This window comes from Proteus sp. NMG38-2, from assembly GCF_020640995.1.
In the GTDB taxonomy this organism is placed as follows: domain Bacteria; phylum Pseudomonadota; class Gammaproteobacteria; order Enterobacterales; family Enterobacteriaceae; genus Proteus.
Genome location: NZ_CP085481.1, coordinates 4,302,812 through 4,320,029 on the forward strand (window position 1 = coordinate 4,302,812; position 17,218 = coordinate 4,320,029).

A 17,218-nucleotide genomic window follows, 5' to 3' on the forward strand; every position below is an offset into this window, starting at 1 on the left:
TTATGTCAAATTCATCAAGAAAGCATCTATCGATAAATAACAATATACACCATTTTAGATTATCACGATGTCATTCACCGACAATATCATCATAATAATGAGAATTGAGTATAAAAAACAACAAAAACACCCTTTTAGAGTTATTTTTTATCCATTTTTTTGAAAAAGGAAACAACTTGAACACGTCACTTTTGTTTATTGCTTAATTTCACCTAAACTTAAATAAGAGAAAAAATAACCTCTATGGGTAAAGGTTTTCTCATCTCTGAATCTATTATTCTAGGGAGGGGATTATGTTTAATGTCATTGTTATCTTTTGGGCGCTCTGTATTCTTTGCCTGATTAATATGATGCGTTATTTTTCATCTATTCGGGTATTACTCACAATACTGCGCCAATCTGATCCGTTACTCTATCAATCAGTAGATGGTAATGGATTTTTTACTATGCATGGGCAATTTTCAAAACAATTGCGACTTATCCGCTACATCAACCAACGCCAATATACCAACCATCATAATCCTGAAGTGATTATGCGTTGTGAGCGAATTTATCGGCAATTTTATCTTGTTAGCCGTTTTTGTATTTTGGCTGTAGCAAGCTTAATTGCGATGCTTATTTGGTAGGTGACAAAAACAAAAAAACGGTGACTTTTAGTCACCGTTTATAAACAAACTTGGGTAGTTTATTGCTTATCAGCCATTCACAATGAATGTCAGTGATATCCAATAAAGTAAACCTGATAAACCAATGCTAACTGGTAATGTTAAGATCCAAGCCAGTGCAATATTTTTCACCGTCTTCGTTTGAACCCCTCCACCATCAACAATCATTGTACCTGCAACTGCAGATGATAAAACTTGTGTTGTTGATACAGGCATACCCGTATAACTTGCAACACCAATGGACACTGCTGCTGTTACCTGAGCAGAAACCCCTTGAGCATAAGTCATACCTTTTTTACCAATTTTCTCACCAATCGTTACTGCAACACGTTTCCAACCTACCATTGTCCCAATAGAGAGCGCTAATGCCACTGCAACAATGATCCAAATCGGTGCATATTCCACAGTGTTTAGCAGGTCACGACTCAATGTTTTTAAGAACCGTGCATCTTGGGCGCTAGTTTCAGGTAATTTAGCCACTTCTGTTGCGGTATCAGCGATACACATTAGTAATCGACGCATTTGAGCACGCTGGTCTGCTGTTAGTTCATCATAAGAACTAATATTTGCCAGCATTTGTTCTGTTTGATTCAGAACAATTGGCGTTCTCGCGCTGTTACAATGGAAATCAGTATCACTAGGATCAGTTTGTGCTGACACTGCTGGTGTATTTTCGATAGCATGCTGTAATGCTGGCTGATGCTTCTCATAATACTGCTGTAAGTGCACAACGGCATCATGTGTTTTGGTGATATCGTATCCGCTAGCACTCATATTGACGACAAAGCCCGCAGGCGCCACGCCAATTAATACCAACATGATAAGACCGATACCTTTCTGCCCATCATTTGCACCATGAGAAAAACTAACCCCAACCGCAGATAAAATCAGTGCAGTACGAGTCCAAAATGGTGGCTTACGCTTACCATCTTGTTTTTCACGTTCAGCTGGTGTCAGGTGAATACGACGACGTTTTTTCGTACCACTCCAGTAACGGCGTAGTAAGAAAATCATCGCGCCTGCAATAACCAAGCCGATAATCGGAGAAAGAATGAGAGATAGGAAGATACTGATCATTTTTGGAATGTTTAACGCATCAACGATAGACGAATCTGTCACGATAGCATTTGTTAAACCAATACCAATGATAGCACCTATCAGCGTATGTGAACTTGATGCTGGGATGCCGAAATACCATGTACCTAAGTTCCAGATAATAGCGGCTAACAGCAACGAGAAGACCATAGCAAGGCCATGACCTGAGCTCACATTCAGCAGAAGATCTGTCGGTAACAAGTGAACGATAGCATAAGCTACACTCAAACCACCGAGCAAAACTCCAAGGAAGTTAAATACACCCGCCATCACGACCGCAAATTGCGCACGCATAGCACGAGTATAGATAACAGTTGCTACCGCATTTGCGGTATCATGGAAGCCGTTAATAGCTTCATAAAATAGCACAAAAAGCAGTGCTAAAACCAACATTAAACCTGTATGAAATTCTAGGTCAGTAAACAAATGTAGCATAGACGTTAAGCCAGTTAGTTGGACATGAACGCGGCGCATTATCAGCGACAAATGCGAACGGTGGAAGCGAAATTTAACCTTTTTTTGATTTGATAACCAAGAAAATTAGAGTCTTTTTAAGATAATTCCTTATATATCATTTAATTAATAAAAATAAAAAAAAAGTAAATTTCTGACAATTTTTTTCCTTGCTAATACGAATTTAGGTGAAAAATGCAGATTTCTCCATATAATTTTACAAAAATACTCTGATCTTACGCGAAAATCATTGATTAAATAGTCAGAGAAAACCAAGAACGAGACATCATTGTGGGATCATACGATACAGTAATTATAGGTGCAGGTGCCGCGGGGCTTTTTTGTGCGTCTTTAGCAGGACAAGCAGGATTATCTGTTTTAGTGCTAGATAACGGTAAAAAAGCAGGTCGAAAAATTCTTATGTCAGGAGGCGGTCGTTGCAATTTTACCAATATGTATATTGAGCCTTCAGCCTATTTATCAGAGAATCCTCATTTTTGTAAGTCAGCACTTGCTCGCTATACACAATGGGATTTTCTTGAATTAGTGCAAAAACATAACATTGCCTATCATGAGAAAACATTAGGCCAGCTCTTTTGTGATGATTCAGCACAGCAAATTGTGGATTTATTACTTGCTGAGTGTCAAAAAGGGAAAGTAAGTGTTCGCTTACGTAGCGAGGTAACGTTAATCGAGAAAACAGAGGAAGGTTTCACTGTTTTTGTTGATGGGAAAGCGATTGTTACCCCTTCTGTTGTCATTGCCAGCGGTGGGCTTTCTATGCCTGGTTTAGGTGCTACTCCTTTTGGCTATAAAGTCGCAGAACAATTTGGCCTTCCGGTATTACCCACTCGCGCGGGCTTAGTGCCTTTTACACTACATAAACCTCAGCTTGAGCAATTTAGTCAACTATCCGGCGTGGCTGTACCTGCTATTGTGACGGCAAAAAGTGGAATAAGTTTTAAAGAAAATATTCTTTTTACTCATAGAGGTCTTTCAGGCCCTGCTATTCTGCAAATCTCTAGTTATTGGCAATCTGGAGAGTATGTAAGTATTAACTTACTTCCAAATATTGACCTTGAAAGCCTTCTACAAGAAAAACGCCAAGAACACCCAAATCAATCATTAAAAAATACATTATCTCGCTTATTACCAAAGCGTTTTATTGAAATAATGATAGAAAATAAACAGTTACCTGATATTTCCCTCACTCAACTTAGCAACGAACGTATTACTCAAATTGTAGTGTTGCTACAAGAATGGCAAGTTCAGCCTAATGGCACGGAAGGATATCGTACTGCGGAAGTCACTCTAGGTGGCGTAGATACTCGTGCCCTTTCCTCTAAAACGATGGAAGCCACCAAAGTAAAAGGGCTCTATTTCATTGGTGAAGTCGTGGATGTAACAGGTTGGTTAGGTGGATATAACTTCCAATGGGCATGGAGCTCAGCGTATGCCTGTGCTCAGAGCCTTATTTCAATACCGAAATCAACTTTTGCTGAGTGATAATAAATAAACGTGCCAATGTTAAAGTTATAAATATTGATTTTATAATTCTATAAACTTATAAGTCATACATAACAAAACCCAGTTATCATCAATCTATGATAGCTGGATTTTGTTTTATCGCTTAATAGCCACTCAAAATGATTCATATCCCTTCTTTTACTCTGGTTTTATAACGCATTTCTTGTTCTTTTTTCTATGAATAACCTTATAAAAAATATTGTTAACTATTTGGTTATATTACTATTTTAAAAAATTATTAAAATAAAACGATTCGTTAATCAGTAAGTTAAAAGCTTTTCATTGCTTTTTTCGATATTGCTTAAAAAAAAGGCTTTACAAATGATACTGAGAACTATTATCATCAATAACACTTTCAGACGCACCACCTTCAGGGTGATATGAAAGAACGACATTGCTCACATTGCTTCCAGTGTTTTATTTAGCCAGCCGGGTGCTGGCTTTTTTCTTTTCAAAAACTTATTCGATGTTTTTGTTTCCCTTTATTCAAATTATTTGGATCTTCAGGTTAAATTCCTCCGCTTTTCTACTTTGTGCTATTGCGTAAACTGTGTTCAACAACTGATGAGAAGGAAACACATAATGATTTATCTACGCAAAGCAAATGAAAGAGGACACGCTAATCATGGTTGGCTAGATAGCTGGCATACCTTCTCTTTCGCAAACTATTACGATCGTGATTTTATGGGATTTTCTGCATTACGTGTGATTAATGAAGATCGCGTAATACCTGGTGAAGGCTTTGGTACCCACCCTCATAAAGACATGGAAATTTTAACCTATGTGCTTGAAGGTAATATCGAGCACAAAGACAGTATGGGTAATAAAGAAAATGTTCCTGCGGGTGAGTTTCAGATAATGAGTGCAGGTACAGGGATCACCCATTCAGAATATAATCCAAATAGTGATCAAGGGCTGCATTTCTACCAAATTTGGATTATGCCAAATACTGTCGGTATCACACCACGTTACGATCAACGTCGTTTTGATACAACTGTAAGTAAACAGCTTATTTTGTCGCCAGATGCCCGTGATGGCTCTTTAAAAGTATTCCAAGACATGACCTTATGGCGTTGGAACCTGAAAAAAGGCGAAGAAGCACAATATCAAGTAGAAGCGGGACGCAATATTTGGCTGCAAGTTGTAAAAGGAAAAATAGCCATTAATGACATAATTGCGACCACCAGTGATGGTGTAGCTATTGCTGATGAAGATATGATCCATTTTGTTGGTGATGAAGACAGTGAGGTTTTATTGTTTGATTTGCCTCCTGTAAAAGCATAGTTGGGTTATCACCCTCTAAAGCCACTTTTTCTCTAATAGATAGTTTCACTTTATTTCCTTTTTACTCCCTGAAATATTCTCGCATTTCAGGGATTTTTTTATCTCTAATATCTCAAATAAAAAAACACCAAAATCATATCCTATGAATTTGGTGTTTTTATTAATGCTTTAAAAAATTAACGTTTTGGTCCAACTTTTGTCAGTGCTTGACCTGCTGGAGTATCTGTATATTTATCGAAGTTCTTCACAAAACGATCAGCGAGATCGTCTGCTTTTACATCCCATTGCGCTTTATCAGCATAAGTATCACGAGGATCTAAAATTTCACTGTTAACGCCTGGTAGTGCTGTTGGGATCTCCAAATCAAACACAGGTAATGTTTTCATTGGTGCTTTATCAATGTCACCATTTAAGATCGCATCAATAATAGCGCGAGTATCTTTAATTGAGATACGTTTACCTGTGCCGTTCCAACCGGTATTAACCAGATAGGCTTTTGCACCAGATGCTTGCATACGTTTTACTAATACTTCAGCGTATTGTGTTGGGTGCAGAGATAAGAATGCCGCACCAAAACAAGCTGAGAATGTAGGTGTTGGCTCTGTTACACCACGTTCTGTTCCTGCAAGCTTAGCGGTAAAACCAGATAAGAAGTGATATTGCGTTTGTTCTGGCGTTAAACGTGAAACAGGAGGCAACACACCAAAAGCATCTGCTGTTAAGAAAATCACTTTCTTAGCGTGACCCGCTTTAGAAACAGGTTTAACAATATTATCGATATGATAAATCGGGTAAGAAACACGGGTATTTTCTGTTTTTGAGCCATCGTCGAAATCAACAGAACCATCCGATAACACAACCACGTTTTCTAATAGTGCATCACGTTTAATTGCACCATAGATATCAGGCTCTGCTTCTTTTGATAAGTGGATCGTTTTCGCATAACAACCCCCTTCAAAGTTAAACACACCGTCATCGTCCCAACCATGCTCATCATCACCAATTAGCTTACGCTTAGGATCTGTTGAAAGGGTTGTTTTACCTGTACCGGATAAGCCAAAGAAAATAGCCACATCACCACTTTCGCCAACGTTTGCGGAGCAGTGCATAGAAGCCATACCTTTAAGAGGAAGGAAGTAGTTCATCATAGAGAACATACCTTTCTTCATCTCGCCACCATACCAAGTACCCCCGATTAACTGAATGCGTTCAGTTAAATTGAAAGCAACGAAGTTCTCAGAATTAAGTCCTTGTTCCTTCCAATTTGGATTTGTACATTTCGCTCCGTTCATCACAATGAAGTCTGGTGTGAAATTTTCCAGCTCTTCTTGTTCAGGACGAATAAACATATTTTTAACAAAATGGGCTTGCCAAGCAACTTCCGTAATAAAACGTACTTTTAAACGTGTGTCCGCATTCGCACCACAAAATGCATCAACAACAAACAAACGTTTGCCTGATAGCTGATTGGTTACCAACGATTTTAAGTCAGACCACACTTCTTGTGAGAGTGGCTTATTATCATTTTTACCTTTTCCCTGATCAGCCCACCATACCGTGTCACGAGTAACATCATCACGAACAATGTATTTATCTTTCGGAGAACGTCCAGTAAATATACCTGTATCAACGGCAATAGCGCCTAACGAGGTTAATGTGCCTCGTTCATAACCTGTTAATCCAGGCTGGGTTTCTTCATTAAATAACAGCTCATAGCTTGGGTTATAAATGATTTCACTTGTGTCCTTAATACCGTACTGCTGGAGATCCTTAGGGGTAAGACCTTTAACGCTCATAGTTTCGCTCCTGATAAATAGACCTTTCTACGAGCAATATTAGGGTGTTACGAGTAATTAACAGCGATTGTTATCAATATTTTGAAAATTTATAATTTTTTTATGTTAAGAACGAGAGCTAATGCACAAAACTACAGAAAAATTGTTGAATAAAAAAGGACGCAAAATAGCGTCCTTTTGATAAAGTCACCTTGCTAAATCGAATCAGTGCAATTCTGATTCATTTAACTTATTGATATTATTAACATCATTCTCTGTAAAGATATAATGAGTTCCACAATACTCACATTCCATATCGATATTGCCCTGTTCTTGCAACAGGTGGTTCACATCTTCTTTAGACAATGTTACTAATGTATTTTCACAGCGTTCACGCGAACAAGTACAATGAAATTCAACAGCTTGAGGCTCATAAAGAGTAACATCTTCTTCGTGATATAAACGATGTAAGATCTCTTTAGTATCCAGCGTAAATAACTCTTCAGCCTTAATGGTGTGAGTTAATTGTGTAAGTAATTCAAAATGTTCCGCCGTATGTTCTGCCGTGAACTCTTCTGATGCTGGTAATACTTGTAATAACATTCCTGCAGCCGCAGGCTTACCCGCTTGCATACCACTACGAATAAATACGCGAGTTGGTAACTGTTCTGATTGCTTAAAATAGTTATCAATACAAGCTTCAATAGTTTCACCATCAAGGGCAACAATACCTTGATAACGTTCACCTTTCTCTGGTGTTACTGTGATGACCATAAAACCATTCCCGATCATCTCTTTTAATGTACTTCCAGCCTTTACATCATCATCCACACGCGCAACACCGCGCATTTGTTGATTGTTATTACCATTGATAACAGCCAATCGTACTGGGCCATCGCCTTGTATTTGAACAGTAATATCTCCTTCAAATTTAAGCGTTGCTGTTAACAAACTCGTTGCCACCAGCAAATCACCTAGAAGACATTGAACTGGCTCAGGATAATGGTGATTTTCAAGCATTGATTGATAGGTTTCAGTCACATTGACCAATTCACCACGTACCGCGTTTTTTTCAAATAAAAAACGTGATAAAGAGTCTTTTTTAGACATAACGTTCTCTCATTTCAGGGAATCGGTTAATCCGATTCTTGTAAATTTGTCTGTTTGAAGCGAAGTAAGGTGCGTCTTTCCTTTTTATCAGGGCGACGTTCAGGATGAGGCATTGTTAACGCATTCATTTTTCTCGCAAGAGCAATTTTTTCTCTTTTCGCAATACTCTCTGGTGTTTCACAATAGAGTGTTTGTGCTTGTGTAGCACCTTGTCGCTGTGAACTCACCATTAGAATGGTTACTGTCCGTTCATCATTACCTTGTCGTAGACGTATTTCTGCGCCTTCTTCAACGATTTTACTTGGCTTGCCTCTCACACCATTGTAATGAACTTTGCCACCTTCAATCATTGTGCGAGCAATGGCACGCGTTTTATAAAAACGCGCAGCCCAGAGCCATTTATCTAAGCGGACACCACTTTCTGGTGATGGTTGACTCATCCCTTTCTCCTTAACTTCAACTTCTTTTATGAAGGCGATAGTGAAAACACATAGCCTTCCACAACAAGGGACTTACTGAGGAGGGCGATAAAAACAGTGCTCATAATAGAGACTGATTTTATTCATGCGTTGGTTGTTTTGTCGCCGACGCCGGATGATAAGAAAGAGGTTCAATACTAAGAACCCGATAGCAAGAAACAATAATAACGTATTACCGATGTAATATAACATTGTCATTGAATCAGGTAGGCTATGTAAAAATATCTGTAACGTACCATTAGCATCAACAACCATGCCTGTTATTACTCCACCCGTATCAAAAGGGGTATGCAATAAAATATCGGATAAACGTTGTAACTCCCGCCACTGTTCTAACGGCGTGGGTTCAAACACTGAGTTTGAGTTTGACGCGTAATCAACGAGCTGTTTTCTTTCATCACTGATTAATAGCACGCCACCTGGTGGCGGACTATTTAACAGTATTGCGGCTTTATCTATTTCTCGATAGATAAAAGAAGATGTGGTGGTGTCGATAAGCTTTTCCAAGGCCTCCGCACTTACTGCACGTAATAAAACATTGGTGCCTGTTAGTTTACCACTCTCAGCACGTTGAACTAATGCACTCCAGTCATTAACGTTACTCAAGTTAACTAACGCCATTTTCAAGCGGATGCATTCATTTTCTCGTGGGCATAAATCCTGTGTTTTCAACACAATACCATCGAAATTATCTAAAAGATTCATTCCTGATTTAGTAATGGCTTGACCTAAACTTGGGTTAACTCGGTTATTAGAAACGGGATGAAGCTGCTCTTCAACCATATGTAATAAAGCAGCTGCTTTTTCGATTGTGCTCGACTCAGGCATTGGCATTGGATTGCTGTTATTCCAGTAAATGCCCGAACAATCAAAAGGTGCAAAAATGGTTTTATTATTCTTACTTGATAGATTAGGTGGCATATAACACATACCCACCCCTTTCGCCTGAATAATATCTCCAACATGCAAATCGGTTGTTTCCAATTCGGTAAAATTAGTGACTAAATGAGGTTCTGTATCTTTAAGCCATGAAAAACTGAGTTTCATTGAAAGAGAAAGTGGCTGATAAAGATACAACATGCCAATAATAAATAAGCTCCAAAAAACGAAAATAATATTTTTAATGTACCGTTTATAAGGATAATTTTTTTCTTCGTCATGTAATGAAAGATAACTTCCTTGCTTTATAACATGATGACTAGGATACATTTCTAAATAGGTGACTTTATCAATATCACCTTGAATATAAGGCTCCCAATGAGGTGGATAAATAAGATCAATACCCCCTAAAGAAACATTTTTCACCTGCCCATGATCAAAATTGCCGAAAAGCCCCCAGCGTTTTAAACGTCCTTTAAAACAATGGACTTCTTGCTTACGAGGTTTAATCAAAGGATTGTGAATAAGGAAAATACCGATGGCAAGAAATGAGCTTCCTATCGCTAAGATCCAAGGAAGAAAAACCTGAGGCATCATTAGGGCCGTTAACCATAATGTAAGCCCTATACAAACAAAAGAACCATCCCAAAAGCCAGATGAGTTATGTAATCGGTATTCTTCGTTAGTCTCTTCTCTAATTTGCAGGAGGTGAGCAGCATCACCTTCATTCTTTTGGATCGTGGATGAACCATTTGCCAAGATAGGTTCAGAAAGTTGCTTTAAACTCAGCGCAGAAAAATGAATTTTTTCATCTTTTAAAAAATGTCCATTAACACCAATTACGATGGGAATAGATGGCGTACACACAACATCGAGGACATTTTCTTGTTGAAGATAAGGAACAAGCAGCGGGGGAATATGAATTTCTACAGCATCAATATAGTAACGCCAATGATTTAACCCTTCCGATGAGCCAGCAAAACGGTTAACGATATTTCTTAATGTCGTAACGACTTCGCCTTTAATTGGCATTTCGGGGAAGTTTTGTAATGAATATCCAGAAGAAAAATCAGACGTACCAAAATAAGATAAATAATCACTAATAAGCCCATAGTCATCTGAAGTGAGCTTACGATACGTTGGTTTGGCAAGAGATGGGAGATGATGTGAGTCATCAAGCCGCCTTCTTTTAAAGAATAGAAAGGCGGCCATTATAAATAGGCTTATCATCAAGATAGCCAATATAATGACTGATAATCTCATTTTTTCCCCATGCTTATACTGATGCTGCGTAGTAACAATACCAAATTTAAAACCCTGCCTAACATAAGGCAATTCCTATTCTTTTGTTCTATTTTTTATTTAAATACAATAGATTATATTTTTGTCGGCGCGTTATAATTTATTTATCTTATCAATTTTATATCCACTAACAACGCTATCTTCAGGTAAAATAGCGGATCAATAAATAATAATATTCTCAAAAAATCAATAAATAACTAGGTTTAGTAGCGGAGTGTACTCAATTTTCACTTAAAAGCTAAATCTAATTGTTAGATTTATTTTGTCATTAATGTGTTAAATTCAGGTTAATCTCTATTCTGCCAGGGGCTGTTATGAAAGAACTTAAAAAACCCAATATATTAAACATTGATAACATCGCCCGTTCTCGATTATTTCAGATCCAATCCGTTAATCTGGAGTTCAGTAACGGGGAAAAACGCATTTATGAACGCATGAAACCGGCGAACCGTGAAGCCGTTATGATTGTTCCGATCATTGATGACAACCTTATCCTTATTCGTGAATACGCTGTCGGTATCGAAAATTATGACTTCGGTTTTCCTAAAGGCGCCATTGATCCTGGCGAAAATGCTTTACAAGCAGCAAACCGAGAACTCAAAGAAGAAATTGGTTATGGTGCCCACTCTTTAACAGAAATAGCAAAGCTTTCTATGGCTCCTTCTTATTTTTCCAGCAAAATGAATATCGTCATTGCCCATGATCTTTACCCTGAACAACTGGAAGGCGATGAACCTGAACCACTAATTCAAGTACGTTGGCCTATCGCTAAAATGATGGACTTACTGGATCATCCCGATTTTACTGAAGCACGTAGTGTCAGTGCCCTCTTTCTCGCGCAGCGCTATTTACTGAGTAAATAAATAGATAATAAAAACCGGATTTTTACATCCGGTTTTTATCGATTAATTAGAATAATTCGTTAGATTCGCCATTATCCTCAAAAATCTGTGTTCCCACTTCGCTTTTTGCTCTTTCTGTAGGTTGTGTACCCTCAATAAAATACTCTTTCATTGAAGGACCATCACCGGCGAGTTTGCCCGTTCTTCTATCTATTTGAACAGCAACAACACCTTTTGGTGCTGGCATCATATTCACAGGCACACCATCAAGTGCGACTTTCATAAAGTCATTCCAAATAGGTTGCGCTGTTTTAGCACCTGCTTCACCACCACTGGCCGCGGTACGTCCTAAGTTACGGCTACTATCATCAAAGCCAATCCAAGCGGTACCAACAATATTCGCACCATAACCCGAGAACCATGCATCTTTAGAACTGTTGGTTGTTCCTGTTTTACCACCAATATCTTGGCGTTTTAGATCACGAACGGCTCGCCAACCTGTACCAGACCATCCGGGCTCACCCACAAGGTTTGTTCTTAATGCATCATGCATTAAGTAAGCCAGTGGTGTGCTGATAACGTGTGGTGCGTAAGGGCTTTCTTTAACAGTCTCTGCTAACGGAGCTTGTTCTAATTCAATTTCAGGAGCTGCATCCACAGGCTGTGATTTATTAGATTGAGCAACGTTTTCCATATAATAGTCATCAGATAGAGCGATAGAACGCATGGTGTCGCCGTAAATAACCGGTATATCTGTACAGTCTGGACATGCTACTTTTGGCTCTGCAGTAAACAGCACTTCACCTTCTGCATTTTCAATACGTTGGATATAGTAAGGTTCAATTAAATATCCACCATTCGCCATTACAGCAAAACCACGTACCATTTGCATTGGTGTAAATGATGGTGATCCTAATGCTAAAGATTCTGTTCTATCGATATTTTGATTAGGGAAACCAAAACGTAAGAGATAATCAGCAGCATAATCCACACCCATTGCGCGCATTGCACGTACCATCACCACGTTTTTAGATTGACCTAATCCTTGACGTAAACGGATAGGACCTGCGTAAGTTGGTGGTGAATTTTTAGGTCGCCAATCAGTACCAGCCCCCGCATCCCAACGACTAATAGGTAAGTCATTAAGTAAGGTAGACAAAGTTAAGCCTTTATCTAATGCGGCAGCATACAAGAAAGGTTTAATATTCGAACCTACTTGGCGTAATGATTGCGAAACACGATTAAATTTACTGATTTCAAAATCAAATCCCCCGACAAGGGCAATAATCCCACCATTTAGAGGATTCAATGCAACAAATGCTGCATTAACACCTGGAAGCTGCGCTAATACCCAATTGTTATCATTATTTTGACGAACCCAGATTTGCTCACCAACATTAACTACTGCATCAACTTTTGTTGGTGTCGCACCTTGAGCAGTATCTGAAATAAACTTACGAGCCCAACGAACTGCTTTTAAATCTAAGGTAATGTTATCGCCATTCTTTAAAACCACTTTCGCTTCTTTAGCATCTGCAGATAACACAACGGCTGGAATCAATGGCCCATAAGTTTGAATTTCTTTTAATTTCTTACTGATCGCATCATTATCCCAAGGCGTTTGCCCTTCACTCCAAAGAACTTCTTGAGCACCGCGATAGCCATGGCGCATATCATAATCAATCACATTGTCGCGTAAGGCTTTTTCTGCTGCTAATTGATCTTTACGAATAACAGTAGTGTAAATTTTATAGCCATCAGTATAAGCATTTTCACCATAGCGCTCATACATCTCCATTCTCACCATTTCAGTGAGGTATGGGGCGGAAAAATCAATTTGAGGTGCATGATATTTCGCCACAATAGGCTCAGCTCTAGCACTTTCATATTGTGCACGAGTGATGTAATTCTCTTCATACATACGCAGTAAAACAACATTACGGCGTTTTAAGGCACGATCGTAAGAATAGAGTGGATTTAGTGTAGAAGGTGCTTTAGGCAAACCAGCAATGACTGCCATTTCATTAAGGCTAAGATCATGCACACTTTTACCAAAGTAAACATAAGCCGCAGCCCCCACACCATAAGCACGGTTACCCAGATAAATTTTATTTAAATACAGCGCTAAAATTTCATCTTTGGTTAACTCTTTTTCAATGCGAATAGCCAAAAAGGCTTCTTTAACTTTTCGCATTAATTTCTTCTCAGGTGTTAAAAAGAAATTTCGTGCTAACTGTTGCGTAATGGTACTTGCACCTTGAGAAGCTTGTCCTGATGTTAATGCGACAACTACCGCACGCGAGATCCCAATGGGGTCGATACCGTGATGCTCACGAAAACGGGTATCTTCGGTTGCGATAAAAGCATTAATTAATTGAGGAGGCATTTCCTCTAGTGTTAGCGGTAAACGACGTTTTTCACCGTATTGCGCGATTAATTCTCCGTCTGCACTCAAAACCTGCATAGGGGTTTGTAAACGAACATCTTTTAATGTCGCGACATCGGGTAACTGAGGCTCAACATACTTATACATACCGTATATCGAGGCTGCTCCCAAAATTATGCAAGCAAAAACGAAGATGAAAAAATATTTTAAGAACTTCACCTTAAATTTCCCATGTAGTGTGAATTGGGCGGTTTATAAACAAACAGTGCGTAGTATAAAGGTAACGCCTCTTTGAAAATAGGCAATTACTCATCAATAGATATGGATATCATTTATGGAAACACACAATTACCAGATTGGTATTGAAATTAACACTCATCATATCAATGCTGTTTTGGTATTTCAGCAGAATAAACAATGGAAGATCAGCGCATTTTGGCAATTCCCTTTACCTCTCAATGACGATGCAGATGATACAAAATTAAGAAATATCTTAATAAACTGGCGCAAGGATCTCCCTTTTATTAACAATATTACTCTCTCATTACCCGATATTTATGAAAGCTATCAGACTATCCCACTACCACCGCTTATTTCCCTTACATCGGCAGCATGTTATCGGTTAGCACAATTACGAGCCACATCTTACACACAAAATACAAAAAACCCTGTTAATTTTGACTATCGGCAAAATAACGGCAAACTCGCTATTCATTTGTGTCATAAGATCGTATTAGATAAGTACATAACCTTATTTTCCCAAATAAACTTAACACTCTCTGCGATAGATTTGCCCGCGTGTGCACTACGCTATTTAGCCACTTACCTTAATATCTCACCTAAAAACAAACTTATTTACTGTAAAAACAACTCGCTATTTTGGGTTTCATCTGATGATGAAATGCCCCATTACGGCACGCTTCCTTATCAAGACCAGCAAGAACAACAAACCGCTATTTATCAGTTAATAGAGAAATACAATTGGTCTAAAGAACAGTGCTATTTTGCTGGCGATAATGCGACACATTTTAGCCATTCAATGCCTCTTTGGCCTGACTTTTCCCATTATTTATTTCAACCAAACACAAGAGAAAATACACTTTCTTTGATCGCTCTTGGTTTAGCATTACGCCCTTGGGAGAAATCATGTATCAAGTAAATTATCTACCTTGGCGCCACAATTTATTTAGAAAAAAAATCGCAATATGGGGTTATCAAACATTAGCTTTTATCACTATCACACTGATAATTTGCGGTTATTACACCTATCACTTAGTGCAAAAGCGAGATACCACCTCAGCATTACACATTCAAATACAGCAACAAGAACAGGATTTGTTCGAACAATTCAACATTTATCAACAACAGAAAAAACAAACCAACTTATACTCTCAGCGCTATTCGCTTTATTATAAAAATTGGTTACGTTATTTACATTACATACGTTTTTTTCAGGCTATTGAAGCTTATCTCCCTGCTTCTGTATGGATAAGTCATTATTCTGATACTGATAATCGCCACTCTTTGGATCTTATTTTACCCAAAACACAATCGCTCTCTTTTATAACCCATTTTAAACACCATCCCATTCTTGCCACCCTATCATTGGATTATTTACAACAAAGCAAAATCTCCCCGTCCTATACTGAAGTGCATTTAACAGGAAAATGGGAAATCGACGAACCGTGGAATAAAAAAGATGTCGAGGAAGTACCATGAAGATAAATGTGCAATGGTTACAATTTGTAGTTTCTCTCGCAATGTGGCAAATAACATTACTGAGCTTAACAATCCCTTTTACTATTTTTCTACTTTACTACTTCTTTATTTATACTGGTTATCAGCAAGAAATAACTCAACAACAAGTGGAAACAACCCAAAGGCTCTCTCGTATTCATCATTATCAAAAGATATTAGAGACGCCACCATCACTTGAATCACTTATTGCACAACAAGCTGATTATCATATTTCATTAAATAATCCATCAACCCCTGAGCAACTACAACACCTACTTATTACTTATCATTTCATCCCTGAAACTTGGGAAAACGCCCCTAATTCGTTATATAAGCTCACTTTTAATTTGTCTTATACTCGCTTATTAACTTTACTCGAACACCTTAATCAAACCGGATTATTACTTATCTCGCTCAATATTATTCCAATAAAAACAGAGTTACTTTCTGTTCAAATCACATTGATGGCACTAAAAGGACTCTCATTAGAACAAGGTGGCATATCATGAAAATATTGGTTTTCTTTATGATGCTATGCATGACAACTTGTGTTTTTGCTCACTTGAGAGATCCATTCTTCCCTGACGTTCCTGATGTCATTAATCATGAAAAGACACTACCAACACCCACTGAAGAACCATGGACAGACACACAGCAAACTGAACAATTACACCATCGACTTTATCCGTTAAATTATGCTGATGCAGATACATTAGCGAAGCAACTTAGCACTTATGCAATCCCATTATTGAGTAAACAAGGCCGGGTTATTGCTGATAGTGACTCTAATAGTCTTTCAATTGTCGATAATGACAAAGCACTTTCTGAAATCGCAGATTGGCTAAAATTAAAAGATACTCCACAACAACAAGTTCATATCACGGCGCATATCGTCAGCAGCAGTCAAGAAGCGTTAAATGAATTAGGTACCCAATGGGGCTTGCAAGCATTAAAAACTACAAATACTGAAGCAATATCAACAATACCTAATACTACGCCGACATCTCCTAACTCTGCTTTATCAATACCTTCACTGTCTGCATTATCACTTCATCAAAATACCAAAAACCCACTTCACTATATTGCCTTTAATATCGCTAGGATTAATGGTCGCCTATTAGAACTTGAGTTAAGTGCATTAGAACAAGAAAAACAGCTATCAATTATTGCAAGTCCAAGACTAACAGCGGCTCATGAGAAAACGGCCTCAATAAAACAAGGAACGGAAATTCCCTATGTCAGCCGAGATAATGAAACCACTCGTGTTCAATTTAAGGAGGCTGTATTAGGGATGGAAGTCACCCCAATTATTCAGAGAAATAAAAAAATAAGGTTAATACTTAAAATCAGTCAAAACACACCTGGTATCGCCCTTGTTCAAGGTGGTAGTGAACACCTTTCTATCGACAAGCAAGAGATCAGTACAGAAGTCACGATTAATGATGGAGAAACCATTATGTTAGGAGGAATATTTCAACAAAAGCAGCAAGAGCATACAGCAAAAATCCCTTTATTATCATCTATCCCATTATTAGGGGTACTTTTTAGCCATAAAAGAGATCAGCACAGTCGCCATGAATTGGTTATTTTTATTACACCCAAATTAATCTAACTTTTTATGTGATAAAAATTTTTTCATCAAAATACAAAGAGTTACCCATTTATTACTAGGATTAAACTGAGA

14 protein-coding genes are annotated in these 17,218 nt (G+C 38.2%); 8 read left to right on the plus strand and 6 right to left on the minus strand.

What is annotated here, in order from left to right; translation table 11 throughout:
- Positions 1–293 precede the first annotated feature (293 nt).
- On the plus strand, positions 294–626 hold the full coding sequence (uspB, locus tag LG402_RS20065) for a universal stress protein UspB (protein WP_072068946.1): 333 nt from the start codon (positions 294–296) through the stop codon (positions 624–626).
- Between the two features lie 69 nt (positions 627–695).
- On the opposite strand, the gene pitA is transcribed toward uspB, so the two are convergent.
- A complete protein-coding gene (pitA, locus tag LG402_RS20070) occupies positions 696–2,195 on the minus strand; it encodes an inorganic phosphate transporter PitA (RefSeq protein ID WP_109409952.1) in 1,500 nt (499 codons plus the stop codon).
- A gap of 309 nt (positions 2,196–2,504) precedes the next feature.
- Here pitA and LG402_RS20075 point away from each other — a divergent pair, with 309 nt between their 5' ends.
- Together LG402_RS20075 and LG402_RS20080 are read left to right on the plus strand one after the other, a co-directional pair.
- Positions 2,505–3,719, plus strand: coding sequence for an NAD(P)/FAD-dependent oxidoreductase (locus LG402_RS20075; protein ID WP_227336199.1), 1,215 nt, complete (start codon positions 2,505–2,507; stop codon positions 3,717–3,719).
- Positions 3,720–4,322: 603 nt separating this feature from the next.
- Entirely contained in the window at positions 4,323–5,024 is a 702-nt protein-coding gene (locus tag LG402_RS20080) for a pirin family protein (RefSeq protein ID WP_166540447.1), read from the plus strand.
- A gap of 176 nt (positions 5,025–5,200) precedes the next feature.
- Here the strand turns inward: LG402_RS20080 and pckA are convergent, their stop codons facing one another.
- The 4 genes from pckA to umoB form a co-directional block, all read right to left on the minus strand.
- Positions 5,201–6,820, minus strand: coding sequence for a phosphoenolpyruvate carboxykinase (ATP) (gene pckA / locus LG402_RS20085; RefSeq protein ID WP_109409949.1), 1,620 nt, complete (start codon positions 6,818–6,820; stop codon positions 5,201–5,203).
- Between the two features lie 204 nt (positions 6,821–7,024).
- Complete coding sequence (hslO, locus tag LG402_RS20090) at positions 7,025–7,909, minus strand: Hsp33 family molecular chaperone HslO (protein ID WP_227336200.1); 885 nt, start codon at positions 7,907–7,909, stop codon at positions 7,025–7,027.
- Positions 7,910–7,935: 26 nt separating this feature from the next.
- The gene (gene hslR / locus LG402_RS20095) at positions 7,936–8,349 is read right to left on the minus strand and encodes a ribosome-associated heat shock protein Hsp15 (protein ID WP_109409947.1); all 414 of its coding nucleotides are present in this window, start codon (positions 8,347–8,349) and stop codon (positions 7,936–7,938) included.
- A 72-nt stretch (positions 8,350–8,421) separates the two neighbouring features.
- Positions 8,422–10,530 carry a flagellar biogenesis regulator UmoB gene (umoB, locus tag LG402_RS20100; RefSeq protein WP_109409946.1) on the minus strand — a complete coding sequence of 703 codons (2,109 nt, stop codon included), beginning with the start codon at positions 10,528–10,530 and terminating at the stop codon, positions 8,422–8,424.
- A 353-nt stretch (positions 10,531–10,883) separates the two neighbouring features.
- On the opposite strand from umoB, the gene nudE reads away from it, so the two are divergent.
- Entirely contained in the window at positions 10,884–11,432 is a 549-nt protein-coding gene (gene nudE / locus LG402_RS20105) for an ADP compounds hydrolase NudE (RefSeq protein WP_166540443.1), read from the plus strand.
- Positions 11,433–11,478: 46 nt separating this feature from the next.
- Here nudE and mrcA read toward each other — a convergent pair whose 3' ends face one another.
- A complete protein-coding gene (gene mrcA / locus LG402_RS20110) occupies positions 11,479–14,016 on the minus strand; it encodes a peptidoglycan glycosyltransferase/peptidoglycan DD-transpeptidase MrcA (protein WP_227336201.1) in 2,538 nt (845 codons plus the stop codon).
- Positions 14,017–14,131: 115 nt separating this feature from the next.
- On the opposite strand from mrcA, the gene LG402_RS20115 reads away from it, so the two are divergent.
- From LG402_RS20115 to pilQ, 4 genes are read left to right on the plus strand one after another with little or no spacing between them, the layout of a single operon-like run.
- On the plus strand, positions 14,132–14,956 hold the full coding sequence (locus LG402_RS20115; protein ID WP_109409943.1) for a hypothetical protein: 825 nt from the start codon (positions 14,132–14,134) through the stop codon (positions 14,954–14,956).
- Complete coding sequence (locus tag LG402_RS20120) at positions 14,944–15,516, plus strand: fimbrial assembly protein (protein WP_227336202.1); 573 nt, start codon at positions 14,944–14,946, stop codon at positions 15,514–15,516. Before LG402_RS20115 ends, LG402_RS20120 begins: the two co-directional genes overlap by 13 nt.
- A complete protein-coding gene (locus tag LG402_RS20125; RefSeq protein WP_227336203.1) occupies positions 15,513–16,043 on the plus strand; it encodes a hypothetical protein in 531 nt (176 codons plus the stop codon). The genes LG402_RS20120 and LG402_RS20125 overlap by 4 nt, the downstream gene beginning before the upstream one ends.
- Entirely contained in the window at positions 16,040–17,146 is a 1,107-nt protein-coding gene (pilQ, locus tag LG402_RS20130; protein WP_227336204.1) for a type IV pilus secretin PilQ, read from the plus strand. The genes LG402_RS20125 and pilQ overlap by 4 nt, the downstream gene beginning before the upstream one ends.
- Positions 17,147–17,218 lie beyond the last annotated feature (72 nt).